Origin of the sequence: Methylobacterium crusticola (genome assembly GCF_003574465.1) — a bacterium.
In the GTDB taxonomy this organism is placed as follows: domain Bacteria; phylum Pseudomonadota; class Alphaproteobacteria; order Rhizobiales; family Beijerinckiaceae; genus Methylobacterium; species Methylobacterium crusticola.
This window is the reverse complement of sequence record NZ_QOWC01000138.1, coordinates 1-23,156: the sequence shown is the minus strand read 5'-3', so window position 1 is coordinate 23,156 and position 23,156 is coordinate 1. Positions and strand designations below refer to the sequence as shown.

The following is a 23,156-nucleotide window of genomic DNA, read 5'->3' as shown; positions in this document are numbered from 1 at the left end:
CCGCCGTGCCCTCAGCGGGTGCCGGTCGCCGGACCGGAGCTGGTGTTGGCGCCGCCGCTGTGGCCGCTCGTCGACGCGTCGGCGCCGGCGGGCGCGGCCGTGCCCGGGCCGCCGGGCGCCACCGTCCCGGTGCTGGCGGGCAAGTCGCGGCCCGGCATGCCCTTCTCGGCGTTGCTCTTCACGCTGGCCGGATTGTTCATGTTGCGCTCCGTCGAGCCGGGCGCCGTCGTCTGTGCGAGCGCGACTCCGCCGAAGGCGAGGGAGGCTGCGATCGCGAGGGTGACCGTCCGCATGGTGTTCTCCTTTCGGGACTCAGTGCCACCCAACGCGGGGACGGGCCGCCAAGCTCCACGGGGATCCACCGCCCGGCTGCCGGGAGCGCGCCGCGCCCCGGAAAACGCGCTCGCCCGGCGACCGCGGCCCCGGCCGGATTCCCCAGGACCGCCCCGATCTGGCACACCGGGGCTGGCCCCGCAGTTGCCACGGCCCCCCTCTCGCCTCGGTCTCCGGTCATAAGCCCGCTCCCATGTCCAACGTCGCGCGCATCCTCGGCTGGCTCCTGCTCGCCACCATCGTCACCGCCACGATCTGCCCGATCGGCTACCGGCCGATCAGCGGGGCGCCCGTGTCGGTCGAGCGGTTCACGGCCTTCGCGGCGCTCGCGTTCCTGTTCGCGGTCGGCTACCCGCGGCGGCGGTGGCAGGTGCTGGTCCTGACGATCGCGGCGGCCGGGGGCCTGGAGGCGCTCCAGCTGCTGGAACCGTCCCGGCACGGCCGCGTCGCGGATTTCCTGGTGAAGGTCGGGGGCTGCGGCTTCGGCGCGGCCGCCTCGCTGGCGGCCGGGCTGCTGCCGGGCATCGCGCTGCCCGCCGGCCGCCGGGACGACGCCTGAGGGCGCTCCCGAGAGCCGGCAGCCGCGGCGCGCCGGCGCCGCTGAACGAGGGCGCGTCCGGCCGCGCTTTGCCGCGATTTCTTCAGACTTCGAACATCATCTGTGGGGCATTCTCGCGACAGGGAGAACCCGCGCGTCGACGACGCGCGTCGGAGGAGGCCCCGCATGCTCTTCGTTGCGGCGACCGCGATCGGCGGCGGGATCGTGACCGGCCTTCTCATGCTGCCGCAAGGGGCCGCGTGGGCGGCCCTGGCGGCGCCGTTCGGGGGCAGCGCGAGCGCCCTCGTGGCGGCGCTCGTCCTCTACGCCCGGCGTGGCGCGGGCTGGCGGGCGCGCGACGAGCGCGACGAGGCGACGGACGCCATGGTCTCGGCCCTGCGCAGACTCGCCGCCGAGGGCCGGCAGGCCGAGGCGGCGACGGCCGCGGCTCCGCCGCTCGCCGACGGCGCCCCGCCCCGGCGCGGCGCGGCCTGAGACCGCGGGGCTCCGGGACGCAGCGACTCCGGGCGAGCCCCGGGGAGGCCCGCGACGTGAGCGCGTCCGACCCCGCCGGGAGGCGGCGCGTCCGCCCTCCGCTGATCGTGGCGCGAGACCGGGCAGGCACCGGTAGCCGGCCTTGCGGCCGTCCGAGACCACGCGGACGAACAGGTCGGGCCGGAGTTCCGGTGTCTGACGGCTCGGCCGGGCCCCGCCCGGCGCGAGTCCGTGCAGGACGATGCCCCGCGGCGGCGCCCCGGACTCTAACCGCCGCTACCCCCGGCACGGCCGGACGCCCTGGCAGCCGATGCGGGTGCCCGGGCGAGGCGGACGCCGCGCATCACCGGTCCGTGACCCGCGATTCCATTCGAACGATGGATCCGACGTGCCCCGGGGCGCTCGGGCCGGGACGGCCGCGCGAGCGCGCCACGCCCCGGACCGCCCATGCCGCACGATCCGTCCACCTGCGGCCGGCACGTCCCACGGGGGCCACGCGAGATCGCGGCGCCTCGGCACCCCCCTTGTGCGCGGGTGCACATCATTGCGCCCAAAGTCGGTGACACACTCCCGAAAGGTCGGCGCTGCCGGCCCTGCCCTAAGCCCTAGAGAGCCGCTGTGCGATCGCGGCCCGACCGCTAGCCTCCTGTCGGCCATCGGTCTCCCAAAGCCTCAGAGCCCCGAGACGAGCCATGTCGGACGCACCCCTCCTCCTCCACGTCGCCGCATCACTGGCGTTCGTTGCCGTCGCAGGCCGCGGCATCGGCTGGGCCCTCGACGCGTGGGTCGGCCTCGCGCGGGGCGAGATGTCGGACGACGCCCTGGTCGACTAGCGCGGATTCTTCGCGCGCGCCGCAGGGTCCAGGGTCCGGCCTCGCCGCCGACGCGCGGCGTCGCCGGGGAACAGGATCGGCAGCGGGCGCGACGCGCCCAGGCGGCCGCCACTCACGAACGCCGTTCGCGGGACCGGGCGCTCAGCCCGTCCGCCGCTTGGCGGGCCGCTTGCGCTTCGCCTTCGGGCCGGCCGCCGCCTTCGCCATGTCCGCGAGGACGGCACGCTGCTGGCGCCGCGCCAGGTTCGCGGCCGTTCCCATCCACCAGCCGGCGGCGCGGTTGGCGGCGGACAGCCACAGGCTGCGGGGGCTCCCCTTCATGGCGCTCTCCGGTGAGGCCCTCTCCCGGCCGGCGCGGCGCGCCCGGCGATGCGGGGGGTGCGAAAAGGACGGAGCCGTGCCCGTCCTGTCGGAACGGCCACGGCTCCCGAATCGTCGCGCTGGCGCCTCCCCTGATGCGGTCCCGGTCTCACCGGCCGCCCGGAGCGCCTACGGCATCACTTACCCTTGATAGCATCCTTGATGCTGCCTACAGCATTCTGGACGCTTCCCTTCACCTGATCGACCACGCCTTCGTTCTTCAGCTTCTCGTCGCCAGTGATCTTCCCGGCGCCTTCCTTCACTTTGCCACCCATGTTCGTGGCGGATCCTTGGACGCGATCCTTGTCCATTTGTATCTCCGGTCTCGCTCGGCGGCCCATCAGGCGCCTCTGCTTCAGTAACGGGCAGTCCGGAGTTTAGGTTCCGGGCCGCCGCCGGCCCGATCGCCCGGACGCGGCGCAGCGGCGCGCGGAGGCTCGGCGCCGGGGCCCGAGCGAAGCCCTAACGCCGGCCGGCGAGGCGCGGCGCGGGCCCGCGCGGGACCGGTCTCCACGGGCGTCGCAGCGCGGGTCAGCGCGCCGGTATCGTGGCCAGCAGACGCGCGAGCTCGACCTGGGAGCGGGTTTCCGTCTTGGCGAAGCAGCGCGCGAGGTGCGTCTTGATCGTCGTCGGCGAGACGCCGAGCGCGCCGGCGGCATCCGGGACGGAGATGCCGGCGCCGACCAGCGCGGCGACGCGGGTCTCCGCGGTGGTGAGGCCGAACGCGTCGCGGACCGCGTCGGCCTGGGAGGCGGTGCTGGCCTGGTGGTCGATGACCTGCACCATCGCGCGCGCGCCGCGGTCGACCGCCTCCCAGAGCGGGAAGGCGGGCGGCGGCAGGGGCGTGACGAGCACCAGCAGGGAGGCGCCCCCCGAGGTCCGGGTGATGCGCAGGGACTGGCGGAACCCCTCCTCGCCGCCGCACGTCACCGACACGGCGCGCGCCAGGGCGAGCGTCAGGGCGCGGGTCTCCGAGGGGATCTGCGCGCCGAGCCGCAGGCCGTCCGACCGGTGCACGACGATGCCGTCGTCCCGGGACAGCAGCTGGTCGGCGGCGGCGTTGGTCCGGACGATCCGGCAGCGCGCGTCGATCAGGATCGCCGCACTGGCGACGGCGTCGAGCAGGCAATGGGCGTGCCCGGCCTCGCCGGCCTTGAGGCTGAGCTCCAGCGAGAGGTCGACGGCCCGCGCCAGGTGGCAGACCAGCCGGCCGACCCGCGCCGCGACCGCCTCCCGGCTCTCCGCCTGCGCGCGGGTCATCGTGAACGAGACGCCGCCGCTGCAACCGCGCCGCGTCAGGCTCGGGTGGACCACGACGATCTGGTCCTCGATCCCCTGGGGCGCGAGGATGTCGGCGTAGAAGGCCGAGCGGCACAGGGCGTCGACGTCGACCATGCTGTTGGCCACGATCGGGCGCCCGGTCGGCGCCTTCTCGAAGCTGATCGAGTACGGGTTCCTGGCGTACCGCTCCAAGTACAGGTCGGTCAGGTCCTCCCGCAGGCGGCCCGTGATCAGGAAGCCCCGCTGCCCGACCGGGGCGCTGTAGGCGAGCATGCAGCCGGAGGCGCCGACGTAGTCGGCGAGCGAGCCGAGGGCGTCGGACCAACGCTGGGGCGCCGCCGCGGCGGCGTAGATCGCCGCGACGGCATCACCATAGGAAGACGCAGCGTGCCCCATCCATCCCCCCTTGCCGCAGCCCGATGCAGATGAACAACAATGCGGCACACTAGGGACGTTCGCGTCTTGCTTATGACAGCAGGCGATGACGTCGACGGCCTTCTGCACGTCGTGCCATCGCAATGCTACGGTGACTGCGCAATCTTGTCTACGACGACAGCCCGTCCTGTACGGGACGTCGCCGGGCGTCCGCCGGCGGCGGCGTATCCGGGCGGTTGCTCCGGGTGGGGGCGCGCCGGGCCGCCCGCCTCACGGCGAGAACCGCCCCCGCGCCGCGAACCCGTCCGACAGGCACTGCGTGATGAAGGCGCACGCCGCGCCGAGATCGGCGAACTTGGGATGGCGCGGGTCGTCGACGGGGCCGAAGCCGACCTCCAGGAACCACATCCCGGCTTCGTCGCGATGCTCCTGCGACAGGTGAACCAGGATGGCGACCAGGCCGCCCGCGGCGAAGACCAACACTCCCTCCGTGTCGTCGCTGCCGGTGAGGACCTGCACGGGCTGAAGGCGTAGGTTCATGCCGAGACCGACCGATCCCAGATGGAGACCAGGGTCAAACTCGCCGGGTTCGAGGAGTTCCTGCCGATCCCGAATCCGTCAGGCGCCGTCCCGCCCCGCCGGCGCGCCGCGCCTCACCGGACCGTCACCCGCCACTCGGGCAGGAAGCGGCCCGGGACCGCGCCGGCGGCGTGCAGGGGCGCCACCGGCCGCGCCAGGACCGGGATCGCCCGGTGCAGCAGTTCCGCCAGGTCGCTTCGGGACATCCCGATGTACAGCACGGTCTTGTCGACCGCGACCTCCGCCTGCAGCGACCAGTCCTCGCCCTTCTGGAGGCCGACCCGGTCGAACATCCGGCGGATGCGCGCCAGGAGGACCGAGGCGAGCCGGGAATCGAGCTTCAACTCGACGACGTGCGCATGATCTCCGGGGACCAGAACGGTCTTCATGGGCCGCCAAGCGGACGATGATCGCCCGGGCCGAGGATAGGCCCGCGATCCCGCGGAGCGTCAAGGGTTTTCCCGCCCCGCGGCCCGCTCAGCAGCCGGGCGCCGGGGCGTACGCGATCCGGAAGGAAACCGGGAACGGGGTGCCCCCGTCGTCGAGATCGCTCTCCAGTGCGAGCCCGTCCCGCAGCAGCACCCGGCGGACGATCTCCGGCACCATCACGGAGGCCACGTAGCGGCCGAGGCACGCGTGGTGGCCGTAGCCGAAATGCAGGTAGGCGTGGTCGGGCCGCCCGGCCCTGAACGCGTCGGGCTCCTCGATCCAGTCGGGATCGAACATGGCGGACAGGCTCAGCGGCAGGAGGGTCGTGCCCGCCCGCACGAGCCGCTCCCGCGACGTGCCCCGCGCCAGGACGTGGTCGGCTGCCGCCTGCCGGAACATGAAGGCGACGATCGGGGAGAAGCGCAGGGCCTCCCAGACGTAGCCGTCGAAGGCGCGCGGGTCCTCGGCGCGGGCCGCGCGCCGCGCCTCCTCCAGGACCTGCGGGCGCCGGAACAGCTCGGCGAGGGCGTTGACGACGGCCTCGGAGGTGGTCTCGATGGCACCGATCAGCAGGCCGCCGACGTTGATCACGACCCGGTCGAGGCCGAAGCCGAGGCTCGGCGGGAACGCCGTGCGGAGCAGCCGGGTCAGGACGTCGTCGTCCTGCGCGCCCTCCGCGATCCGCTTCTTGCGCCCGGGGATCAGCCCGACGAGGGCGGTGCGCAGCTCGGCCCGGGTCGCCTCCGCGGCCGCGTGCACGGCCTCGGCGTCCGGGCGCCCGTCGAACGGCAGGTTGTTGAACTGGTCGAGCTGGTTCGCGTAGGACCAGCGCAGCATGTCGGCGTCCGGCGCCGCGAGGCCGAAATACTGCTGGACCACGCGCAGCGGCACCAGCCTGGCGAGGGCTGACACGACCTCCATCCGCCCGCACGCCCGGTCGAGGGCCGCGTCCGCGAGGCCGGCGACGAGCGCCCGGATGCGCGGGAGGTCGTCCCGGTTGAGCATGGCCCGCATCACCGACTTGTCGCGGGTGTGCATCGGGGTCTCGTCGCTCGCCAGCATGAAGTCCCCCATCTTGCCCGTGTAGAGCGCGACGGTGAACACGCCGGGCAGGGAGAGGATCTCCGCCACCTCCGCCCGCTTCGCCACCAGGGTGACGTCCGGCGTCTCGAGGATCGGGCGCTCCCGCCGCAGCGCCGCGAAGAACCCGCGCGGCTCGGAGCGGATCCACCCCCGCGCCAGGGGCCAGCGCTCGCCGGCGGGGGTTTGGTCGAGCCGGGCGAGGTAGGAGCCCGCATCAGCGCACGCCATGGGGGCCCTCCAGCGTCTTCAGGTACTCGACGAGTGCGAACCGGTCCTCGGGCGGCAGCGGACGGGCCGGGAAGACGTGGCCCCGGTTGGAGTTGCCCGGCCGCGTGGTGTCGAACCGGAACAGCCGCTCGCGCTCGTCCGGCGCGGTCCCGGCCGGGTCGGAGCGGAAGCCGACCTTGACCGGATCGAGCTCCCGGCCGCCGACCCAGAACACGGTCGGGCGCTCGTCCTCCGGCGACAGCAGGTCGTAGAGCGTCGGCACCGAACCGTTGTGGAGGTAGGGCCCGGTGGCCCAGATGCCGGCGAGGGGCCCGGCCTTGTAGGAGGGCGGGGCGGTCCAGCCGTTCAGGAGGGCGCCGTCCGGGCCGAAGCGGTCGCCGAAATACGCGGCCTGCTCGAGGGGCGGCACGTTGCGCGCGGTAAAGTCGCGGCCGACGATCCGCCCGACGGCCGTCGACAGCACCTGCCCGGCGGGGGCCGCGGCGGCGGCGCCGAAGAACTCGGAGAGGCTGCCGGTCAGGGCCTGCCGGCCGTAGAAATTCTCCAGCATCCTGGGGTCGGTGCCGACCACGTCGAGGGGGTACAGGCCGACCGCGAGGAAGCGCGCGCCGGAGCGGCTCTCCCCGGCCTCGGTGTAGCGGTAGGGCGCGCCGCCGTGGCAGCCCTGGCACTCCGCCGCGAACAGCGCGCGGCCGCGCTCGACCTTCGCGGGGACCGGGGGATCGAGGAGGCCGCCCGGCCAGGGCGGCGGCTGGAGCTGCGCCACCCAGGCCTCGAGGTCGCGCAGGTTCTGCGCCCGGGCGCTCGAGGTGAAGCGCGTCGCCGGCGGGCCGGTCAGGTCCATGGTCCCGAACACGCCGAGCACCTCGCCGGTGTTGCGGCCGATCGGGTTCGCCGCGATGCCGTTCCATTGCAGGTAGCGCTGCGACGGGGTGGTCCAGAGGGCGGGGTAGCTCACCGGGGCGTCCGGGACCCGGCGGTTCGCGGGCTCCGCCAGCGCGTCCGCCGCGACCGCGTTGAGGATGTGCCCGAACGCGTCGAGGCGCCCGGCGCCGTAGGGCTCCGGCGTCCAGTTGCCGGCGACGAGGCGGCGCAGGTTGGTGGCGTAGGCCTCGAAGGCCGGCCGCAAGGGCCCGGGCTCCTCGCCAGCCGCCGCCGCGAAGCGCGCGTAGCGGGTGGGGTCGGCCAGCGTCGCGTCGAGCGCCGCGACGAGGCCGCGCATGAAGCCCTGGAAGTCGATCATGGCCGGGCCGCCGTCGATCCTGAGGCGGGCGCCCCGGACCGTGACCTCGCCGGTGTGGCAGGCCGCGCAGGTCAGGCCCACCCAGGGCCGCCCGGCCGGGTCCGGCGCCTCGCGGGCGAACCCGACCGGCAGGCCGGCCGGGTTGCGCGGGCCCGGCGTCCCGGGCAGGAAGCCCGTCCGGGCGGGCAGCCCGCCGCCGACGAGGCGCGCGCTGCCCGGCTCCTCGAGGGCGAGGAGCCAGGACTCGGGGATGAGCCGCGACCCTTGCGGGGTGTAGTAGAAGGCGTCCCGGAGGTCGTCGCTCCAGCCCTGGCCCGGCCCGGCGGCCGGGGCCGTCGCGCCGGCTGAGGCCGGCCCGGCGGCTGAGGCCGTCCCGGAGGCCTCGGCCCGGGCCGGCCCCGCGGCGCACGCCGCGAGAGTGACCGCGGCCGCCAGCCAGGCGGCCCCTGCAGCAACACCGCGCATCGTCGTCCCCCCTCGTGGTCTCGTCTCCCGCAACCCCGTCCCGGAGCGCGTCAGGCGAGGGTCAGCTCGAGATTGCCGCGCAGCATCGCCACGAGCTCGCCCTGCCGGTGGGTCTCCGTCTTGCCGTAGATCGCCTTCAGGTGCGTCCGGACCGTCGAGATCGCGATGCCGTGCTGGCGGGCGTAGGCCTCGAGCGTCGTGCCGCCCGCCATGGCGCCGGCGAGCGTCGCCTCGGCGGGCGTCAGGGCGAAGGCGGACCTCAGGCGCCGGGCGGCGTCCGCCGGCAGGTGGCGCGGGCGCCGGACGACGACCGCGAGCTCCGCGTGGGCGCCCGGCGGGACGGCGCGCTGGCGCCGCGGCAGGGGGTGCACCGAGAGCCGGTAGGCGGCGCCGTCGCTCGGGCGGCGCACCTCGATGTGGTCCGCGTCGATGACGGTGGTGCGCCCGCGCGAGGCCTCGACGGCGGTCGCGGCGGCGACGGACAGGCGGCGCGCCGTCACCGGATCGCGGCACCCGAGCCGTCCGCCGCGCAGGACGATGCCGTCCTCCTCGCGCGCGAGCTCCGCGCCGGGCTTGTTGACGTGGGCGACCCGCAGCTCGGAATCCGCCAGGAAGATGCCCGCGTCGACGATGTCGAGGACGGAGCCGATGTCGGTCGCCCGCTCGCGGGCCTGCTCCAGGAGCGCGAAGTACTCGAAGGCCCGCCTCAGGTGCGGCACGAGCAGCTCGAAGCGCGACAGCTCGGCGGGCGCGAAGGGCCCCTCCCCCTGCCCCCGCATGGTCGCCAGGGTGGCCATCACGTCGGCCTCCTGGGCGAAGTAGGAGACGAGGCTGTGCTCGATGTCGAACGGCGCCACCACCTCGCGGTAGAGGGCCGTCGCGCGGAAGCGGTCGTGGTCGACCCCCGCCTCGCCGCAGATGACCCGGCCCGGGTTGCGCAGGATGTAGGGCAGGCGCGGGTCCTCGGCCGCGTGCCGGTACAGGAAGGTCTTGTAGCGGTCGCGGTCGAAGCCCGAGACGGCCCAAGTCGGCTTGCGCTCCGTCTGGAGGCTGAACACCGCGAGCTGCCCGACCCGACCACCGACGAAAGATGTGATCGACTGGAGCAGGTCCGGCCACTGGTCCGGAAAACCCGTGCCTTCGTAGATCGCGCCGAGAAGGCGGGAAAACGTATCGAGGTTGCCCATGGGCCACACTCCGCCCACTCGACGCCATCATCGCTTCCACCGCCGGATCTGGCAGCGGCGGCCCGCGACGTCACGCGGCCGCTCTTCGCAGGAGCGCTCAATACTTGCATGCAACCAGTGTCGTGCAAACCGGGATTTGCATACCTCCCCACTTTTGGGGAGGCGAACCGCGCGCACCGCTGCTTTTCTGGCTCCGGTCGGTGCGCTCGCGCACAGTCCCCCACCGGCACGGCCGGGACTGGCGAGGCGCGCTCCCCGGCGCGGCCAAGTGCCGCGCCGGTCCCCGCGGGAGGACGCCATGGCCCAGCACGGAACGGACAATCGCGGCATCGAGGCGGGGGCGAGCCCCGGTTTCGGCTACGGCCGGTTCGGTCGCATGTTCGAGCTCGACCCCGCCACCCGGATGCCCGTCGAGGCGCTCCAGGACATCGCCGGGGCGATGATCAGGGAGGATGCCGGCGCGCCCATCACGGAGGCCGAGGACGTCGACGAGAACCCCGCCATCCCGGCGGGCTACACGTATTTCGGGCAGTTCGTCGACCACGACATCACGTTCGACCCGACCCCGCTGAACGGGTCCGAGATCGACGTCAGGGCACTCGAGGATTTCCGCACGCCCGCCCTCGACCTCGACTCGCTCTACGGCAGCGGGCCCGACGACCAGCCCTACCTCTACAAGGGCCTCGCCCTGCGCCTCGGGCCCGACCCCGGCAACGCGGGCGCCCGCATCGGCGCGCGGGCCGACCTCCAGCGCCTGCCCGAGGACCAGATCGCGCTCATCGGCGACAAGCGGAACGACGAGAACAAGATCGTCTCGCAGATCCACTCGGGCCTGATCGCGTTCCACAACAAGGTGGTGGCCGACGATTCCCTGATCGCCAAGGTCGGCGGCGACCCCGGCCGGGCGACGAGCCGGTTCCGGGCCGCGGCCACGATCACGCGGTGGCACTACCAGTGGGTCGTGGTGTTCGACTACCTCGCGCGCGTGCTGATGCCCGGCGTGCTGGAGCGGGTGCTCAACCGGCGCGGCTTCATGCCGAACCTCCAGTACTACGCCAAGCCGGGCCTGCGCTTCGGCTACATGCCGGTGGAGTTCGCGGGCGCCGCCTTCCGGTTCGGCCATTCCATGGTGCGCCCGAGCTACGCCCTCAACGTCGCCATCGGGACCGACCCGGCGGGCCGCATCCCGACCTTCTCGCGGGGCCGGAACTTCGAGAACATGAACGGCTTCCCGGGCCCGCTGCCGACGAATTGGGGCATCGACTGGGGCTACTTCCTCGAGGGCATCAAGGCCACGGTGCCCGAGGCGAACGGGCCGGCGGACCGCGGCCCGGGGGCGAGCGTGCCGACCTTCCAGGTGCCGCAGCGCTCCTACCGCATCGACGCCCTCCTGGCCCAGCCCCTCGGCGACCTGCCCGAGTTCCGGACCGAGGAGGACCACTGGGTCAGGAACCTCGCCTTCCGCAACCTCGACCGGGGCCAGATGCTGGGCCTGCCCTCGGGCGAGCGCGTGGCGCGCGCCATCGGCGCCCGCCCGGTCCCGCCCGACCAGGTCTGGAAGGCCGGCTCGCGCCTGCTCGACCGGAGCCGGCTGCCCGGCGACACCGCCGGCGATCTCGACGCGACCCTGGCGGCCCGCGGCGCGGTGGCGGGGAAGTGGGCCGGCGCCCACGGCCCGCTGCACGCCAGCACGCCCCTCTGGTACTACGTCCTGCGCGAGGCCGAGTATTTCGGCGTCGAGCACAGGCCGCAGGACCCGTGCATCGGCTTCGGGGGCCAGCATCTCGGGCCCGTCGGCAGCCGCATCCTGGCGGAGACCTTCGTCGGCCTGCTCTGGTACGACCGGAGCTCGTTCCTCCACCGCATGCCGGAGTTCCGGCCCTTCCCGGAGATCGCCGGGACGGCGCCGCATTTCACGCTCGACCGCCTCCTGGCCTACGCGCTCGGCTGAGGCCCGGCCGGGCCGACGTTCGGGCCGGCCAAGCCGGCGTTCGGGCCGGCCGAGCCGGCGCCCGGACCGGCCAAGCCGGCGCCCGGACCGGCCAAGCCGGCGCCCGGCCGCGCCCTCTCAGCCGAGGTCCAGCTCCACCGTGACCGGGACGTGGTCGGACGGCTTGTCGAGCCCGCGCAGGTGCTTCTGCACCGAGGCCGAGACCAGGCGGTCGGCGGCCTGGGGCGAGAGCAGGAGGTGGTCGATGCGGATGCCCTGGTTGCGCGGCCAGCAGCCGGCCTGGTAGTCCCAGAAGCTGTAGAGGCCCGGCCGGCCGTCGCAGGCCCGCAGGCCGTCCGTGAAGCCCGCGTTCAGGAGGGACCGGAACGCGGCCCGGCTCTGGGGCAGGAACAGCGCGTCGCTCGTCCAGGCCTCGGGATCGGCCGCGTCCTCCGGCTCCGGAATGACGTTGTAGTCGCCCGCCAGCACCAGCACCTCCTCGTCCGCGCGCAGGCGGACCGCATGGGCCTGGAGGCGGCGCAGGAAGGCGAGCTTGTAGTCGTATTTCGGCGTGCCGACCGGGTTGCCGTTCGGCAGGTAGATCGAGGCCACCCGCAGGGTCCCGGACGGGACCGGGATCGCCGCCTCGATGTAGCGCGCCTGCACGTCCTCCGGGTCGCCCGGCAGGCCGCGGCGGATGTCCCTGAGGGGCAGGGGCTGGCGGGCGAGCAGCGCGACGCCGTTGAAGCCCTTCTGCCCGTGGGTGGCGACGACGTAGCCGGCCTCCTCGATCTCCGTGCGGGGAAACGCCTCGTCGACGCATTTCAGCTCCTGGAGGCAGACCACGTCGGGCCTGGCCTCGGCGAGGAAGCCGAGCAGGTGGGGCAGGCGCTGCTTGACCGAGTTGACGTTCCAGGTGGTGATCCGCATCTCGCCCCGCGACGAACGGCCCCTCGGGCCGGCGGCCCGTCATCGGGGTTTCGTGCCCGGCTGGCAAGCCGGGCCCCGGCTGGGGCGGGATCCGGACCGGGTTTCGTGCCCGGCCGGCAGGCCGGGCCTCGCCCGGGCGGGGGAACCGGATGGCGGGCGCGTGGTGGGAGCCGGTGCGGGCCTATTGCGAGCGGACCGGCCCGGAGGCCTGGGCGGAGCCCCTCAACGCGCTCTCGAACGCCGCCTTCCTGGTCGCCGCCGCGGCGATCCTGCGCCGGAGCCGCGCAGGGCCCCGCGACCCGACCGTCGAGGGCCTCGGGTGGCTCGTCGGGGTCATCGGCCTCGGCAGCGCCCTGTTCCACACGCTCGCGGTGCGCTGGTCGATGCTGGCCGACGTGATCCCGATCGCGGTCTTCGTCCACGCCTACGTGTTCCTCGCCATGCGGCGCCTCCTCGGCCTCACGCTCGGCGCCGCCCTCGCCCTGACGCTCGCCTTCGCGGCCGCCGCCGCGGGCCTCGAGCCCGCGCTGTCCGGCCTCGCCGGGCGCCCCCTCGGCCCGCCGACCAACGGCTCGATCGACTACGCCCCGGCCGCCCTCGCCCTCCTCGGCGTCGGGGGCGTCCTGCGGCGCGCCGGCGCCGGGACGGCCCGGCGCCGGGCCGGGACCGCGCTCCTCGGGCTCGGCGGCCTGTTCCTGGTCTCGCTCGCGGTCCGGACCCTCGACGCGGCGCTCTGCCCCGTGCTCCCGGCGGGCACGCACTGGCTCTGGCACCTGATCAACGCGGCCGTGCTGTACGGGCTCGCGCGGGTCGCGCTCGAGCACGGGCGCGCGCCCGTCGGGCGGGCGTGAATGCGGGCCCGCCCGCGGGCCGCCGCTCTGCCGCGCCGGGCGTCCGGGCTTCCTTGCACGGGTCCGGAAACCGTTGCAGAAGGGCGCCGCCGCGGCACCGCCGATGCGGGACCGCCCCTGGAACGCCGCCCATGACCCACAGCCTCCGCCTCGGCGTCGCCGGACTCGGGACCGTCGGAGCCGCCGTCGTCCGCATGATCGCCCGCCGCGCCGACGCGCTCGCGGCCGCGTCCGGGCGGCCGGTGCGGGTGAGCGCGGTCTCGGCCCGCGACGCCGCCCGCGACCGCGGCCTCGACCTCGCCGGGGTCGCCTGGTTCGACGATCCCGTGGCGCTCGCCCGCTCGGGCGAGGTCGACTGCGTGGTGGAGCTGATCGGCGGCGCCGAGGGACCGGCCCGGGCCACCGTCGAGGCCGCCCTGGCGCTCGGCAAGCCCGTCGTCACCGCCAACAAGGCCCTGCTCGCCCGCCACGGTCCCGCGCTGGCCCGCGCCGCGGAGGCCGCCGGCGCGCCCCTCGCCTTCGAGGCCTCGGCGGCGGGCGGCATCCCGGTGGTCAAGGCCCTGCGCGAGGCGCTGGCCGGCAACCGCATCTCCCGCGTCTACGGAATCCTCAACGGCACCTGCAACTACATCCTGAGCCGGATGGAGCTCGAGGGGCTGACCTTCGAGGCCTGCCTGAAGGACGCGCAGGCGCTCGGCTACGCCGAGGCCGACCCGACCTTCGACGTCGAGGGCTTCGACACCGCCCACAAGCTCGCGATCCTGACGAGCCTCGCCTTCGGGGTCGAGCTCGACGCCGAGGGCGTCTCGGTCGAGGGCATCTCGGCCATCACGCCCCTCGACCTGCACATGGCCGAGGAGCTCGGCTACCGGATCAAGCTCCTGGGGGTGGCCGAGGCGACGCCGGCGGGCATCGAGCAGCGCGTCCACCCCACGATGGTGCCGCGCTCCTCGGCCATCGCCCAGGTCATGGGCGTGACCAACGCGGTCACCATCGACACCGACGCCCTCCGGGAGCTGACCCTGATCGGCCCCGGGGCCGGGGGCGAGGCGACCGCCTCCGCGGTGGTGGCCGACATCGCCGACGTCGCGGCCGGCCGCGTCCCGCCGGCCTTCGGCCGTCCCGCCTCGGCCCTCACGAACCCGGTGCGGGCCGAGATGCAGCGGCACGAGGGCGGCTACTACATCCGGCTGACGGTGCACGACCGTCCCGGCGTCGCGGCCGGCGTCGCCACCCGCATGGCCGAGCGCGAGATCTCCCTCGAGAGCATCCTCCAGCGCCGCTCCGAGAGCGCCGCCGCCCGCGACCGGCACGGCCGCTCGGGCCTGCCGGTGCCGCTGGTGCTCATCACCTACGCGGCGACCGAAGCGGCGATCCGCGCGAGCCTCGACGCCATGGCGGCGGACGGGCTCCTGTCCGAGCCGCCCCAGCTCATCCGCATCGAGCGGGATTGAGCCGCCCCGGCGCGCCGGGACCGGCGATCCGCCCGCGCGGGCGACCCGGCGCGCGGGCGCAGCCGCCCGCGGCGCCACGCCGGGACGAGCGAGAATTCAGTTCAGCGGGACCGGAATCTCCTCTAAGACCCGGCCCAACAATCGCGACAGGGAATGCGAAGCAATGTCGGACGCGAAGAAGGTCGGGCCGAGCCAGGTCATCGAGCGGATCCTGACCCTCGAGCTGGTGCGGGTCACCGAGCGCGCGGCCGTCGCCGCGGCGCGACTGCGCGGCCAGGGCAACGAGAAGGCGGCCGACCAGGCCGCCGTCGACGCGATGCGCCGGGAGCTGAACCGCCTGCCCATCGACGGCACGGTGGTGATCGGCGAGGGCGAGCGCGACGAGGCGCCGATGCTGTTCATCGGCGAGACCCTCGGCAACGGCAGCGGTCCCAAGGTGGATATCGCGGTCGACCCCCTCGAGGGCACCACCCTCTGCGCCAAGGACATGCCCGGCTCGGTGGCCGTGATGGCGATGGCGGAGGGCGGCACGCTGCTCGCCGCCCCCGACGTCTACATGCACAAGATCGCCATCGGCCCCGGCTACCCGACCGGCCTCGTCGACCTCGACGCCTCGCCCGAGGACAACATCCACGCCCTCGCCAAGGCGAAGGGCGTGCCCCCGGCCGAGATCACCGCGCTCGTGCTCGACCGCCCGCGCCACACCGACCTGATCGCGGCGATCCGCCGGACCGGCGCCGGCGTGCGCCTGATCTCCGACGGCGACGTGGCCGGCGTGATCTTCACCACCATGCCGGAGGAGACCGGCATCGACATCTACCTCGGCATCGGCGCGGCGCCCGAGGGCGTGCTGGCGGCGGGCGCGCTGCGCTGCATCGGCGGCCAGATGCAGGGCCGGCTCATCCTCGACACGCATGAGAAGCGCGACCGGGCCGCCAAGATGGGCGTGGCCGATCCCAACCGGCGCTACCTGCTCGACGACCTCGCCCGCGGCGACGTCGTGGTGGCGCTCACCGGCGTCACCGACGGGGCCCTCGTCAAGGGCGTGCGCTTCCGGCGCGACACGGTGGAGACCGAGACCATCGTGTACCGCTCGCACACCGGCACCGTCCGGCGCATCCAGGCCGAGCACCGCGACTTCGAGAAGTTCCACCTGACCTAGGCGTCCCGAGAACCGGAGCGGCCCCCCGATGCCCGACCTCACGATCCGCCCCCTGCGGCCCGACGAGCGGGCGGCCTGGGACCCGCTCTGGCAGGGCTACCTCGCCTTCTACGGCGCCAGCCTCGACCCGGCCGCGAGCGACACCACCTGGGCGCGCCTGCACGACCCGGCCGAGCCGATGCACGCCCTCGTGGCCGAGCGCGACGGGGCCGTGATCGGGCTCGTGCACTACGTCTTCCACCGCTCGACCTGGACGGTGGGGCCCTACTGCTACCTCCAGGACCTGTTCACCGCGCAGGCCGCGCGGGGGCGGGGCGCCGGCCGGGCGCTCATCGAGGCGGTCTACGCCGCCGCCCGCGCGGCGGGAGCGAGCCGCGTCTACTGGCTGACCCAGGAGAGCAACGCCACCGCCCGGGCGCTCTACGACACGCTCGCCGACCGCCCCGGCTTCATCCAGTACCGCACGATCCTCTGACCCGGGCCGCGGGCCGCCGTCCGACCGGTGCGACGAGCGGCCCGCGGGCGCCCGGGGGCTGCTCGTCCCGCCGCGGCGGTCCGCCGGGTCTGGGCCCGGGGTCGCCGGAGCGGTCGGCGCGCCCCGGCGGGAGCGTGCGCGTGTACGGACGAGATGGTACAGGGACGGGGCCGCCCCGCCCACGCCAGGATCCCCGGTCGCCCCGCCATGGACGCCGCCCCGCCCCGTCCGAGAACCCGCACCAACGATCCCGAGCGGACGAAGTCCGACATCCTGGCGGTCGCCACCGAGGAGTTCTCGGCCTTCGGCCTGAGCGGGGCCCGGGTCGACGCCATCGCGGAACGCACCCGCACGTCGAAGCGCATGATCTACTACTACTTCGGCAGCAAGGAGGGGTTGTACCTCGCGGTCCTCGAACAGGCCTACGCGGACATCCGCTCGGTCGAGGCCGACCTCGCCCTCGGCAACCTCGCGCCCGCGGAGGCGATCCGGCGCCTGATCGACGTCACCTTCGAGTACGACGAGGCGCATCCCGACTTCATCCGCCTCGTCGCGATCGAGAACATCCACAGGGCCGAGCACCTCTCCGCGTCGGAGACCATCCGGGGGCTCAACCTCAGCGTGATCCGGTCGATCACCGACGTCATCGCCCGCGGCCAGGCCGAGGGCGTCTTCCGGCCCGACGCCGAGCCCCTCGACATCCACATGATGATCAGCGCGCTCTGCTTCTTCCGGGTTTCGAACCGCCACACCTTCGGGGCGATCTTCGGCATCGACCTCTCGGAGCCGGCGCTGCGCGCGCGCCACAAGCGGATGATCGGCGAGGCCGTCATCCGGCTGCTGGAGGCCCGCTGAGGCGCGCTGTGGGCACCGGCGTTTACCGGTCGTTCAGACCCGTCATGCTGCCCTGCCTGCAACGGAGGGTTGATGCATGATCCGTACGATCGCCATCACCATGGTCGGGCCGCTGAACGCCACCACGCTCCAGCTCGCCGTCCGCAACGACCTCGCCCGCCGGCACGACGCCGCGACCCGCGTGGTCCCGGTGGACTTCGCGCGCCAGATCGATCCCGGCCGCCTCGAGGCCGCGGGGGCCGGCGCGCCGGCGAGCGAGACGCTGCGGGTGAACCTGCTGGTGTGAACGGGCTTGGCAGGAACAAGTGCCTGCCCCGGGCCATTTCCCCCTGAGAGACGGAGGAGAGGCCGATGACGAGACGCATGAGCCGCCTGCTGCTGCTCGCGGCTTTGGTGAGCACGCCCATCCTCGCCCAGGCGCCCGACACGCCGCAGCGCAGCCGCGAGCAGACCCCGAACATGCCCCCGGCGCAGGAGACGCTGCCGGAGCGGATCAGGCCGGGCGATCCCGACGCGACCGGCACCCTGCGCAGGCCGGACGCCCCCGCCGCCGACCCGAAATCCAGCGACGGCGTGCTGCGGCCGCAGAAGACCTCGACCGAGGCCGACGCGCCGCAGCGCTGAGGCCGGGCCGCCGCCCCGGGGTGGGCAGGCCGATCCCGGCGGCGTCGAACCCGCCCACCGCGAGGATCCGGCCCGCGACGTAGCCGGCCCGCGGGCCTGCCGCTCCGTCAGCGCAGTGCCGTGCCTTGCCGGGTCAAGCCGGGCCGGGATCGGCCGCCGGTGCGTTGCGGGCCATGAAGCGGTCGGGCGAGCCCTGCGCGGGGTCGAGGAAGACCACGTCGGTCGGCGCGCGCCGCGGCGTGTCGACGGACAGGAACACCACCGGCTCCTCGATCAGGGTCGGTAGGGCGTGCACGGTGCCGCGCTCGAAGAACAGGAGCTGGCCGGGCCCGAACTCGGCCTCGTCGGCGGGATCGCCGATCCAGAACGTGCCGCGTCCCGAGAGGACGTACAGGTACTCGTCGCAGCCCTCGTGGTAGTGCGCCGGCGTGCCGCGATAGACCCGGAACACCCGCGCGCTCGCGGCCGGCCGGTCGGTCAGGTAGGTGTCGACCAGCATCGTGGTCGCGCGCTCCGGCAGGGCCGCCGCGATCGCCCGGATGTCGAAGCGGCCGCTCGCCGGCGGGGTCGGGGACTCGGTCTCGCGCATCGTCCGCGCTCTCCGTACGGGGTTGCGGCCCGTGAGCCTAGATCATGCGGCGCCCGGACGACATTCGTCCCGACGCCGGGCGGGCTTGCGCCGGACGCTGAGGAATTCGTGAGAGCCCGGGACGATGGCTCTTGACGCCCTAGCGATGCAAGCTACGCTCCACCTCAATGCGCCCTCAAGGTGACGCAAAAGACCCAGGGAGGAAAGTGGATGCCTGGATCCAGCACGAGGCAAGACGTCCCAACGGCCAAGTTGCGCCGATGATCGACTTTTACTTGCATTTTGCCGGTCGGCTTACTCTTGGAGCGGCGGTCGCGCTCGGCTGGGCGGGCGCCTGCAGGGCGGGCGACGTCGAGGTGGTGCGCGCCTGGGTCGCCCCCTCGGCGCAGACCGGTATCGACATCCCGATCCAGATGGCGGTCGTGAACCGCGCGGCCGAGGCCGACGCCCTGGTGCGCCTGCGCTGCCCGTTCGCGAACTTCTCCGAGAAGGTGACGACCGATCGCGGCGGCGAGGGACCGCCCGCCAAGCGTCCGGTCCAGGCCATCGCGGTCAGGGCCGGCGGCGAGACGGCGCTCACGCCCGAGGGCGCCCACGTCATGCTGCTCCAGACCCGCCAGCCCCTGGCGGAGGGGGAGCGCTTCGTCTGCGCCGCGAGCTTCCGCAAGGCGGGCCCCCTCGAGGTCGCGGTCGACGTGCGCCGCGGCCCGCCCTGATCCCGGCGCGGCGGGCCGCGCCCCCTTTCGGACCATCCCGCGCCGAGCCGCCGGCCGCGGGGTCGATGACGGCCAAGACGGCGGCTCTCTGGAGGACACGCAGATGATCAATCCCCGTTCGCCTTGGTCGCGGCGCGCCCTCGCGGCGACGTCCCTCCTTGCCCTCCTCGCCGGGCCCGCTGGGGCGGCCGACGGCGTGACGCAGGACCGGCTCCTCAACGCCGACAAGGAGGAGGGCAACTGGATCCACCACCACAAGAACTTCGCCGGCCACCGCTACTCGACCCTGACCCAGATCAACAAGGACACGGTCAAGAACCTGAAGGTCGCCTGGACGCTCCAGCTCGGCGGCATCGAGCCCGGCGGGATCTGGAGCCACGGCGGCCTCGAGGGCACGCCGATCGTCGAGAACGGCATGATGTACGTCACCGACGGCTGGGGCTCGCTCTACAAGATCGACACCCGCGGCGGGACGGGCCGGCTCGTCTGGAAGATGGACCCCAAGACCGACAAGGAATGGGCTGGGGCGGTCGCCTGCTGCGGCGTCAACAACCGCGGCGCCGCGCTCTGGGGCGACCTCGTCGTCACCCACACCCTCGACGGGCGCCTGGTCGCCACCAACAAGGAGACCGGCCAGGTCGCCTGGCAGCGCCAGGTCGCCGACCCCGACAAGGGCGAGACCATCACGGGCGCCCCCCTGATCGTGAAGGACATGGCGATCAGCGGCGTCGGCGGCGCCGAGTACGGCATCCGCGGCTGGATCGCGGCCACCGACCTCAAGTCCGAGAAGGAGGTCTGGCGCACCTTCACCATCCCGGGCAAGGGCGAGCCCGGCTCCGAGACCTGGAAGGGCCCCAACAACGCGGCGGTGAGCGGCGGCGGCTCGACCTGGGTCACCGGCACCTTCGATCCCGCCACCGACACGATCGTGTGGGGCGTCGGCAACCCGGGCCCGGACTGGGACAACGCCTACCGGCCGGGCGACAACCTCTACACCGACTCGACCCTCGGGCTCGAGGCGGCGACCGGCAAGATCAAGTGGCACTTCCAGCACACGCCGAACGATCCCTACGACTACGACAGCGTGTCGGAGAACCTCCTGGTGGACGTCGGCGGCCGCAAGCTCGCCATCGAGGCCGACCGCAACGGCTTCGGCTACGCCGTCGACCGCACCAACGGCCAGTTCGTCTGGGCGACGCCCTTCGTCAAGAAGGTGACCTGGACCAAGGGCATCAACCCCGACACCGGCAAGCCGTTCGAGTACGACCCGAACAAGGACGTGCAGCGCTACATCGCCGCCAACACGCCGAGCGCCGAGAACAAGACCGCGGATTTCTGCCCCGGCAACATGGGCGGGAAGAACTGGCCGCCGACCGCCTACAACCCGACGCTCCAGCTCTGGTACATACCGGTCATCGAGAGCTGCAACCGGGTCACCCACGAGGAGATGACGACCGCGAGCCTGAAGCCGCGTGAGTTCTTCACCGGCGGCGGCCCGACCAACCCGTTCCGCATCACCGGCAGCGTGACGGCGATCGACGTGAAGACCGGCAAGGTCGCCGGCAAGCACGAGACCCAGTTCCCGCTGCTCGGCGGCATGCTGGCGACGCCGGACCTCGTCTTCACCGGCGAGCCCTCCGGCGGCGTCATGGCGCTCGACGCCAAGTCCCTCGACAAGCTGTGGGAGTTCAGGACCGGCGGCGGCGTCAACGCGCCTCCGATGACCTTCACGGTCGACGGCAAGCAGTACCTGGCGATCCTGGTCGGGCTCGGCGGCGCCTGGGACAAGTGGTTCATCGACTCGACGCCCGAGCTGAAGAACATCCAGCCCGGATCGACGCTCTACGTCTTCGCGCTCTGACACCAGCACCGGACGGGGCGGGGCTCCCGCGGAGCCCCGCCGGCCGATTGAAGGATGCGGCATGCTCAAACTGTTGGTCACGGCCCTCGCGGCCGGCCTCGCGCTGGCGCCAGCCCCGGGCCGCGCGCAGGCCGCCCGGGGCGACGACGGGCTCCCGGTGTTCAAGAAGGCCTGCGCCGGCTGCCACAAGTGGCACGGCGACGGCGGTGGCGGCTACGGCGGCGACGCCCTGTCGCTGCGCAAGACGGCCCTCGCCAAGGAGCAGATCGTCGAGGTGGTGAATTGCGGCCGGCCCGGCACCGGCATGCCGCTCCACGAGCGCGGCGCCTACGACGCCGTGAAGTGCTACGAGTCGCTGCGCGCCGAGATGGGCGCCAGCATGCCGCCCGAGGCCGCCGCGTTCCTGCGGCCGGCGGAAGTCCAGGCCGTGGCGGCCTACGTGGTCGACCGCCTCAAGGGCAAGGGCGAGCCGAACGTGGAGGAGTGCACGGCCTTCTTCGGCGGCACCTCCCGGGCCTGCGACATCTACCGCAAGAAGGAGGGCGGCCATGCCGGCCAGACCGCAACGCAGTGAGGGCGCGCGCCGCGCGGCCGCCGGGCTCCTCGGCCTCGCGGCCACGGCTCTCGCGGCCCTCGCGGGCCCCGAGTCCGCAGGGCCGGCCATGGCGGCCGGGCCGGCCATGGCGGCCGCCGGCGCCGGGGCGACGACCGACCTGCGCGACCTGCGCGTCGGCATGCCCCTGTCCGAGGTGTCGGCCACGGGCTACGCCGACCTCGCCTGCCGCGAGGGACCGCCCCGCACGCTCGGCACCTGGGGCGAGTGGCGCGCCTGCCCGGCGGACGCCGCCGGCCGGCACGCCATCGGCTTCGCCTACGCCGACGGGACGACCCGGGACGGCACCCGGGTGGCCGGGCACCCGGCGCGCCTGACGCTCCTCGTGGGCGAGGACGCCCGCGTCGACGGGCTCGTGATCGAGACCGACGACAAGGTGCCGCTCTACCTGCGCAAGAAGGGCCACCTCCTCGGCCTCCAGGCCCGCGGCCACTGGGGCGAGGACGGCTGGTCCTGCGCCGACGAGAAGGCCGCCGGCGACGAGGCGCCGCTCGGCGACACCTTCGTCAAGGAGGAGTGCCGCAAGCGCCTGGCCGACCGCACCGTGACGGTGCGGCGCGACCTCTACCACCATGCCGGCCAGGACCCGCGCGCCTTCGTGAGCCGCACGCGGATCACCGTGGCGGTGGCGAAGTAGCGGGGTACGCACCCGCCGGGCAGAGGGGCCGCCGCGCCGACTGGCGGCCCGGGCGAGGACCCGCGGCGGCGGAGCCGGGCGCTCGCGGCGGCAGGATCACGGCGGCAGGATGTCGAGCCCGCGCCGGCCGAGGGTGAGCGCGCCGAGATCGCAGGCCGCGACGCTGCCGGGCGGGGCCGTGACCGCGCCGGAGGCCGAGGCGCCGCCGGTCCCGTAGCCGTAGGCGGGCGGGCCCTCGCCCCGCCGCCCGGCGGCATCGTGGTCGAACGGGGTCGGCAGGCGGCAATCGTAGCCCGGCGCCCCGGGCACGAGCGGGCCGACGACCCTCCCGGCGGCCTCCCGGGCGAGCGCGGGCGCCGCCGCGAGCACCAGCGCCGCGAGCGCCCCCAGCGTTCGCGCCGGGATCGTTCGCGCCGGGATCGTTCGCGCCGGGATCGTTCGCGCCGGGATCGTTCGCCCCAGGGATCGTCCGAATCCGTCCATGCGGGCCGCACCCTCGCGTCGATCCGGGCTCGGCGCAAGGCCGCGCCGCCGGCCGCCGGGCCGCGCGCCTCCTCAGAACGCGGCCGCGGCCCCCGTCAGCACGTCGGCCAGGAGCGCCGGGTCCGCCGTGCGGTCGACGGCGAGCGCCATGCAGAGGCCGAGCGCGAGAGCGGCGGCGAGGGTGGCGAGGAGCGGCGTCAGGCCCCGGGCGCTGCGGCGCGCGGCGTGGATGACGACGCACCCCGCCGTGAACCCGGCGGCCTCCGCGAGTACCGCGACCTCCACCACCCCGATCCTCCCTGGCGCGACGCCGGACGCTCCGGGAGCCGGCCCGGCGGGACGGGAACGCGGCGCCGGCCGGGCCGGGTTCCCGGATCGCACCCGCCGCGTAACCGGTGGCGCCCGGCCGGCGAAGGCAGGGCGGACAGGATCCGGAGGCGCTCGTCATGCGCGGTCCCCCCCAGCCCCCCCGTTTCCCGGGCCCGCCCCGCCGCGGCGCCGCCCGCCCGCGCGCGCGGCCGCAGCCCCGGCCCGGCGCGTGAGCCCG

The 23,156-nt window shown here is 74.2% G+C and carries 28 protein-coding genes and 1 pseudogene; 15 read left to right on the top strand and 14 right to left on the bottom strand.

The window, feature by feature from the left end; genetic code table 11:
* Nucleotides 1-11: 11 nt before the first annotated feature.
* Nucleotides 12-293, bottom strand: coding sequence for a hypothetical protein (locus tag DT057_RS25775; protein WP_128564950.1), 282 nt, complete (start codon nucleotides 291-293; stop codon nucleotides 12-14).
* A 233-nt stretch (nucleotides 294-526) separates the two neighbouring features.
* On the opposite strand from DT057_RS25775, the gene DT057_RS25770 reads away from it, so the two are divergent.
* From DT057_RS25770 to DT057_RS36220, 3 genes are all read left to right on the top strand, one after another.
* Nucleotides 527-892, top strand: a complete 366-nt coding sequence (locus DT057_RS25770) for a VanZ family protein (RefSeq protein ID WP_203236377.1) — start codon at nucleotides 527-529, stop codon at nucleotides 890-892.
* 165 nt (nucleotides 893-1,057) lie between these two features.
* A complete protein-coding gene (locus DT057_RS25765) occupies nucleotides 1,058-1,366 on the top strand; it encodes a hypothetical protein (RefSeq protein ID WP_203236376.1) in 309 nt (102 codons plus the stop codon).
* 692 nt (nucleotides 1,367-2,058) lie between these two features.
* Nucleotides 2,059-2,199 carry a hypothetical protein gene (locus tag DT057_RS36220; protein WP_203236375.1) on the top strand — a complete coding sequence of 47 codons (141 nt, stop codon included), beginning with the start codon at nucleotides 2,059-2,061 and terminating at the stop codon, nucleotides 2,197-2,199.
* Between the two features lie 141 nt (nucleotides 2,200-2,340).
* On the opposite strand, the gene DT057_RS25760 is transcribed toward DT057_RS36220, so the two are convergent.
* The 8 genes from DT057_RS25760 to DT057_RS25725 all read right to left on the bottom strand — a co-directional run bounded on the left by DT057_RS25760 (nucleotide 2,341) and on the right by DT057_RS25725 (nucleotide 9,429).
* Nucleotides 2,341-2,520, bottom strand: coding sequence for a hypothetical protein (locus tag DT057_RS25760; protein ID WP_128564949.1), 180 nt, complete (start codon nucleotides 2,518-2,520; stop codon nucleotides 2,341-2,343).
* A 176-nt stretch (nucleotides 2,521-2,696) separates the two neighbouring features.
* A complete protein-coding gene (locus DT057_RS25755) occupies nucleotides 2,697-2,870 on the bottom strand; it encodes a CsbD family protein (RefSeq protein ID WP_128564948.1) in 174 nt (57 codons plus the stop codon).
* Between the two features lie 220 nt (nucleotides 2,871-3,090).
* Nucleotides 3,091-4,236 carry a helix-turn-helix transcriptional regulator gene (locus tag DT057_RS25750; RefSeq protein WP_128564947.1) on the bottom strand — a complete coding sequence of 382 codons (1,146 nt, stop codon included), beginning with the start codon at nucleotides 4,234-4,236 and terminating at the stop codon, nucleotides 3,091-3,093.
* 249 nt (nucleotides 4,237-4,485) lie between these two features.
* On the bottom strand, nucleotides 4,486-4,755 hold the full coding sequence (locus DT057_RS25745) for a hypothetical protein (protein WP_128564946.1): 270 nt from the start codon (nucleotides 4,753-4,755) through the stop codon (nucleotides 4,486-4,488).
* A gap of 113 nt (nucleotides 4,756-4,868) precedes the next feature.
* The gene (locus DT057_RS25740; RefSeq protein WP_128564945.1) at nucleotides 4,869-5,183 is read right to left on the bottom strand and encodes a hypothetical protein; all 315 of its coding nucleotides are present in this window, start codon (nucleotides 5,181-5,183) and stop codon (nucleotides 4,869-4,871) included.
* Nucleotides 5,184-5,271: 88 nt separating this feature from the next.
* Nucleotides 5,272-6,534: a cytochrome P450 gene (locus DT057_RS25735; protein ID WP_128564944.1), complete on the bottom strand. Its 1,263-nt coding sequence runs from the start codon at nucleotides 6,532-6,534 to the stop codon at nucleotides 5,272-5,274.
* Nucleotides 6,521-8,242, bottom strand: a complete 1,722-nt coding sequence (locus DT057_RS25730) for a di-heme-cytochrome C peroxidase (RefSeq protein WP_128564943.1) — start codon at nucleotides 8,240-8,242, stop codon at nucleotides 6,521-6,523. The genes DT057_RS25735 and DT057_RS25730 overlap by 14 nt, the downstream gene beginning before the upstream one ends.
* Before the next feature lie 50 nt (nucleotides 8,243-8,292).
* Nucleotides 8,293-9,429, bottom strand: coding sequence for a helix-turn-helix transcriptional regulator (locus DT057_RS25725; RefSeq protein WP_128564942.1), 1,137 nt, complete (start codon nucleotides 9,427-9,429; stop codon nucleotides 8,293-8,295).
* Nucleotides 9,430-9,727: 298 nt separating this feature from the next.
* Here DT057_RS25725 and DT057_RS25720 point away from each other — a divergent pair, with 298 nt between their 5' ends.
* Nucleotides 9,728-11,380: a peroxidase family protein gene (locus tag DT057_RS25720; RefSeq protein WP_162501503.1), complete on the top strand. Its 1,653-nt coding sequence runs from the start codon at nucleotides 9,728-9,730 to the stop codon at nucleotides 11,378-11,380.
* Nucleotides 11,381-11,497: 117 nt separating this feature from the next.
* Here the strand turns inward: DT057_RS25720 and xth are convergent, their stop codons facing one another.
* Nucleotides 11,498-12,289, bottom strand: coding sequence for an exodeoxyribonuclease III (gene xth / locus DT057_RS25715; RefSeq protein WP_128564940.1), 792 nt, complete (start codon nucleotides 12,287-12,289; stop codon nucleotides 11,498-11,500).
* 149 nt (nucleotides 12,290-12,438) lie between these two features.
* Between xth and DT057_RS25710 the strand changes: the two genes are divergently transcribed.
* The 7 genes from DT057_RS25710 to DT057_RS25680 all read left to right on the top strand — a co-directional run bounded on the left by DT057_RS25710 (nucleotide 12,439) and on the right by DT057_RS25680 (nucleotide 17,710).
* On the top strand, nucleotides 12,439-13,140 hold the full coding sequence (locus tag DT057_RS25710; protein WP_128564939.1) for a ceramidase domain-containing protein: 702 nt from the start codon (nucleotides 12,439-12,441) through the stop codon (nucleotides 13,138-13,140).
* 131 nt (nucleotides 13,141-13,271) lie between these two features.
* Nucleotides 13,272-14,594: a homoserine dehydrogenase gene (locus DT057_RS25705; RefSeq protein WP_128564938.1), complete on the top strand. Its 1,323-nt coding sequence runs from the start codon at nucleotides 13,272-13,274 to the stop codon at nucleotides 14,592-14,594.
* 163 nt (nucleotides 14,595-14,757) lie between these two features.
* Complete coding sequence (gene glpX / locus DT057_RS25700; protein WP_128564937.1) at nucleotides 14,758-15,756, top strand: class II fructose-bisphosphatase; 999 nt, start codon at nucleotides 14,758-14,760, stop codon at nucleotides 15,754-15,756.
* A gap of 28 nt (nucleotides 15,757-15,784) precedes the next feature.
* Nucleotides 15,785-16,231, top strand: a complete 447-nt coding sequence (locus DT057_RS25695) for a GNAT family N-acetyltransferase (RefSeq protein ID WP_128564936.1) — start codon at nucleotides 15,785-15,787, stop codon at nucleotides 16,229-16,231.
* A gap of 207 nt (nucleotides 16,232-16,438) precedes the next feature.
* On the top strand, nucleotides 16,439-17,086 hold the full coding sequence (locus DT057_RS25690; RefSeq protein WP_128564935.1) for a TetR/AcrR family transcriptional regulator: 648 nt from the start codon (nucleotides 16,439-16,441) through the stop codon (nucleotides 17,084-17,086).
* Between the two features lie 76 nt (nucleotides 17,087-17,162).
* Complete coding sequence (locus DT057_RS25685; protein WP_128564934.1) at nucleotides 17,163-17,372, top strand: hypothetical protein; 210 nt, start codon at nucleotides 17,163-17,165, stop codon at nucleotides 17,370-17,372.
* A gap of 65 nt (nucleotides 17,373-17,437) precedes the next feature.
* A complete protein-coding gene (locus tag DT057_RS25680; protein ID WP_128564933.1) occupies nucleotides 17,438-17,710 on the top strand; it encodes a hypothetical protein in 273 nt (90 codons plus the stop codon).
* A gap of 1 nt (nucleotide 17,711) precedes the next feature.
* On the opposite strand, the pseudogene DT057_RS37560 reads toward DT057_RS25680, so the two are convergent.
* Both DT057_RS37560 and DT057_RS25675 read right to left on the bottom strand, forming a co-directional pair.
* Nucleotides 17,712-17,801 (bottom strand): annotated as a pseudogene (locus tag DT057_RS37560) (3-oxoacyl-ACP reductase); the annotation flags it as partial.
* 42 nt (nucleotides 17,802-17,843) lie between these two features.
* A complete protein-coding gene (locus DT057_RS25675; protein WP_128564932.1) occupies nucleotides 17,844-18,299 on the bottom strand; it encodes a cupin domain-containing protein in 456 nt (151 codons plus the stop codon).
* Nucleotides 18,300-18,559: 260 nt separating this feature from the next.
* Here DT057_RS25675 and DT057_RS25670 point away from each other — a divergent pair, with 260 nt between their 5' ends.
* The 4 genes from DT057_RS25670 to DT057_RS25655 all read left to right on the top strand — a co-directional run bounded on the left by DT057_RS25670 (nucleotide 18,560) and on the right by DT057_RS25655 (nucleotide 22,126).
* Nucleotides 18,560-19,015 (top strand): copper chaperone PCu(A)C, encoded by a 456-nt coding sequence (locus DT057_RS25670; RefSeq protein ID WP_162501502.1) that lies wholly within the window; start codon nucleotides 18,560-18,562, stop codon nucleotides 19,013-19,015.
* 103 nt (nucleotides 19,016-19,118) lie between these two features.
* Nucleotides 19,119-20,876, top strand: coding sequence for a PQQ-dependent dehydrogenase, methanol/ethanol family (locus DT057_RS25665; RefSeq protein WP_128564930.1), 1,758 nt, complete (start codon nucleotides 19,119-19,121; stop codon nucleotides 20,874-20,876).
* A 61-nt stretch (nucleotides 20,877-20,937) separates the two neighbouring features.
* Entirely contained in the window at nucleotides 20,938-21,450 is a 513-nt protein-coding gene (locus DT057_RS25660) for a c-type cytochrome (protein ID WP_128564929.1), read from the top strand.
* The gene (locus DT057_RS25655; RefSeq protein WP_128564928.1) at nucleotides 21,425-22,126 is read left to right on the top strand and encodes a hypothetical protein; all 702 of its coding nucleotides are present in this window, start codon (nucleotides 21,425-21,427) and stop codon (nucleotides 22,124-22,126) included. Before DT057_RS25660 ends, DT057_RS25655 begins: the two co-directional genes overlap by 26 nt.
* Nucleotides 22,127-22,222: 96 nt before the next feature.
* Here DT057_RS25655 and DT057_RS25650 read toward each other — a convergent pair whose 3' ends face one another.
* Both DT057_RS25650 and DT057_RS25645 read right to left on the bottom strand, forming a co-directional pair.
* Complete coding sequence (locus DT057_RS25650) at nucleotides 22,223-22,609, bottom strand: hypothetical protein (RefSeq protein WP_128564927.1); 387 nt, start codon at nucleotides 22,607-22,609, stop codon at nucleotides 22,223-22,225.
* Between the two features lie 72 nt (nucleotides 22,610-22,681).
* Complete coding sequence (locus DT057_RS25645; protein ID WP_128564926.1) at nucleotides 22,682-22,894, bottom strand: hypothetical protein; 213 nt, start codon at nucleotides 22,892-22,894, stop codon at nucleotides 22,682-22,684.
* Nucleotides 22,895-23,156 lie beyond the last annotated feature (262 nt).

Coding starts and splice junctions, on each gene's coding strand:
- DT057_RS25775 (WP_128564950.1), bottom strand. CDS start 293: ATGCGGACGGTCACCCTCGCGATCGCAGCCTCCCTCGCCTTCGGCGGA.
- DT057_RS25770 (WP_203236377.1), top strand. CDS start 527: ATGTCCAACGTCGCGCGCATCCTCGGCTGGCTCCTGCTCGCCACCATC.
- DT057_RS25765 (WP_203236376.1), top strand. CDS start 1,058: ATGCTCTTCGTTGCGGCGACCGCGATCGGCGGCGGGATCGTGACCGGC.
- DT057_RS36220 (WP_203236375.1), top strand. CDS start 2,059: ATGTCGGACGCACCCCTCCTCCTCCACGTCGCCGCATCACTGGCGTTC.
- DT057_RS25760 (WP_128564949.1), bottom strand. CDS start 2,520: ATGAAGGGGAGCCCCCGCAGCCTGTGGCTGTCCGCCGCCAACCGCGCC.
- DT057_RS25755 (WP_128564948.1), bottom strand. CDS start 2,870: ATGGACAAGGATCGCGTCCAAGGATCCGCCACGAACATGGGTGGCAAA.
- DT057_RS25750 (WP_128564947.1), bottom strand. CDS start 4,236: ATGGGGCACGCTGCGTCTTCCTATGGTGATGCCGTCGCGGCGATCTAC.
- DT057_RS25745 (WP_128564946.1), bottom strand. CDS start 4,755: ATGAACCTACGCCTTCAGCCCGTGCAGGTCCTCACCGGCAGCGACGAC.
- DT057_RS25740 (WP_128564945.1), bottom strand. CDS start 5,183: ATGAAGACCGTTCTGGTCCCCGGAGATCATGCGCACGTCGTCGAGTTG.
- DT057_RS25735 (WP_128564944.1), bottom strand. CDS start 6,534: ATGGCGTGCGCTGATGCGGGCTCCTACCTCGCCCGGCTCGACCAAACC.
- DT057_RS25730 (WP_128564943.1), bottom strand. CDS start 8,242: ATGCGCGGTGTTGCTGCAGGGGCCGCCTGGCTGGCGGCCGCGGTCACT.
- DT057_RS25725 (WP_128564942.1), bottom strand. CDS start 9,429: ATGGGCAACCTCGATACGTTTTCCCGCCTTCTCGGCGCGATCTACGAA.
- DT057_RS25720 (WP_162501503.1), top strand. CDS start 9,728: ATGGCCCAGCACGGAACGGACAATCGCGGCATCGAGGCGGGGGCGAGC.
- xth (WP_128564940.1), bottom strand. CDS start 12,289: ATGCGGATCACCACCTGGAACGTCAACTCGGTCAAGCAGCGCCTGCCC.
- DT057_RS25710 (WP_128564939.1), top strand. CDS start 12,439: ATGGCGGGCGCGTGGTGGGAGCCGGTGCGGGCCTATTGCGAGCGGACC.
- DT057_RS25705 (WP_128564938.1), top strand. CDS start 13,272: ATGACCCACAGCCTCCGCCTCGGCGTCGCCGGACTCGGGACCGTCGGA.
- glpX (WP_128564937.1), top strand. CDS start 14,758: ATGTCGGACGCGAAGAAGGTCGGGCCGAGCCAGGTCATCGAGCGGATC.
- DT057_RS25695 (WP_128564936.1), top strand. CDS start 15,785: ATGCCCGACCTCACGATCCGCCCCCTGCGGCCCGACGAGCGGGCGGCC.
- DT057_RS25690 (WP_128564935.1), top strand. CDS start 16,439: ATGGACGCCGCCCCGCCCCGTCCGAGAACCCGCACCAACGATCCCGAG.
- DT057_RS25685 (WP_128564934.1), top strand. CDS start 17,163: ATGATCCGTACGATCGCCATCACCATGGTCGGGCCGCTGAACGCCACC.
- DT057_RS25680 (WP_128564933.1), top strand. CDS start 17,438: ATGACGAGACGCATGAGCCGCCTGCTGCTGCTCGCGGCTTTGGTGAGC.
- DT057_RS25675 (WP_128564932.1), bottom strand. CDS start 18,299: ATGCGCGAGACCGAGTCCCCGACCCCGCCGGCGAGCGGCCGCTTCGAC.
- DT057_RS25670 (WP_162501502.1), top strand. CDS start 18,560: ATGATCGACTTTTACTTGCATTTTGCCGGTCGGCTTACTCTTGGAGCG.
- DT057_RS25665 (WP_128564930.1), top strand. CDS start 19,119: ATGATCAATCCCCGTTCGCCTTGGTCGCGGCGCGCCCTCGCGGCGACG.
- DT057_RS25660 (WP_128564929.1), top strand. CDS start 20,938: ATGCTCAAACTGTTGGTCACGGCCCTCGCGGCCGGCCTCGCGCTGGCG.
- DT057_RS25655 (WP_128564928.1), top strand. CDS start 21,425: ATGCCGGCCAGACCGCAACGCAGTGAGGGCGCGCGCCGCGCGGCCGCC.
- DT057_RS25650 (WP_128564927.1), bottom strand. CDS start 22,609: ATGGACGGATTCGGACGATCCCTGGGGCGAACGATCCCGGCGCGAACG.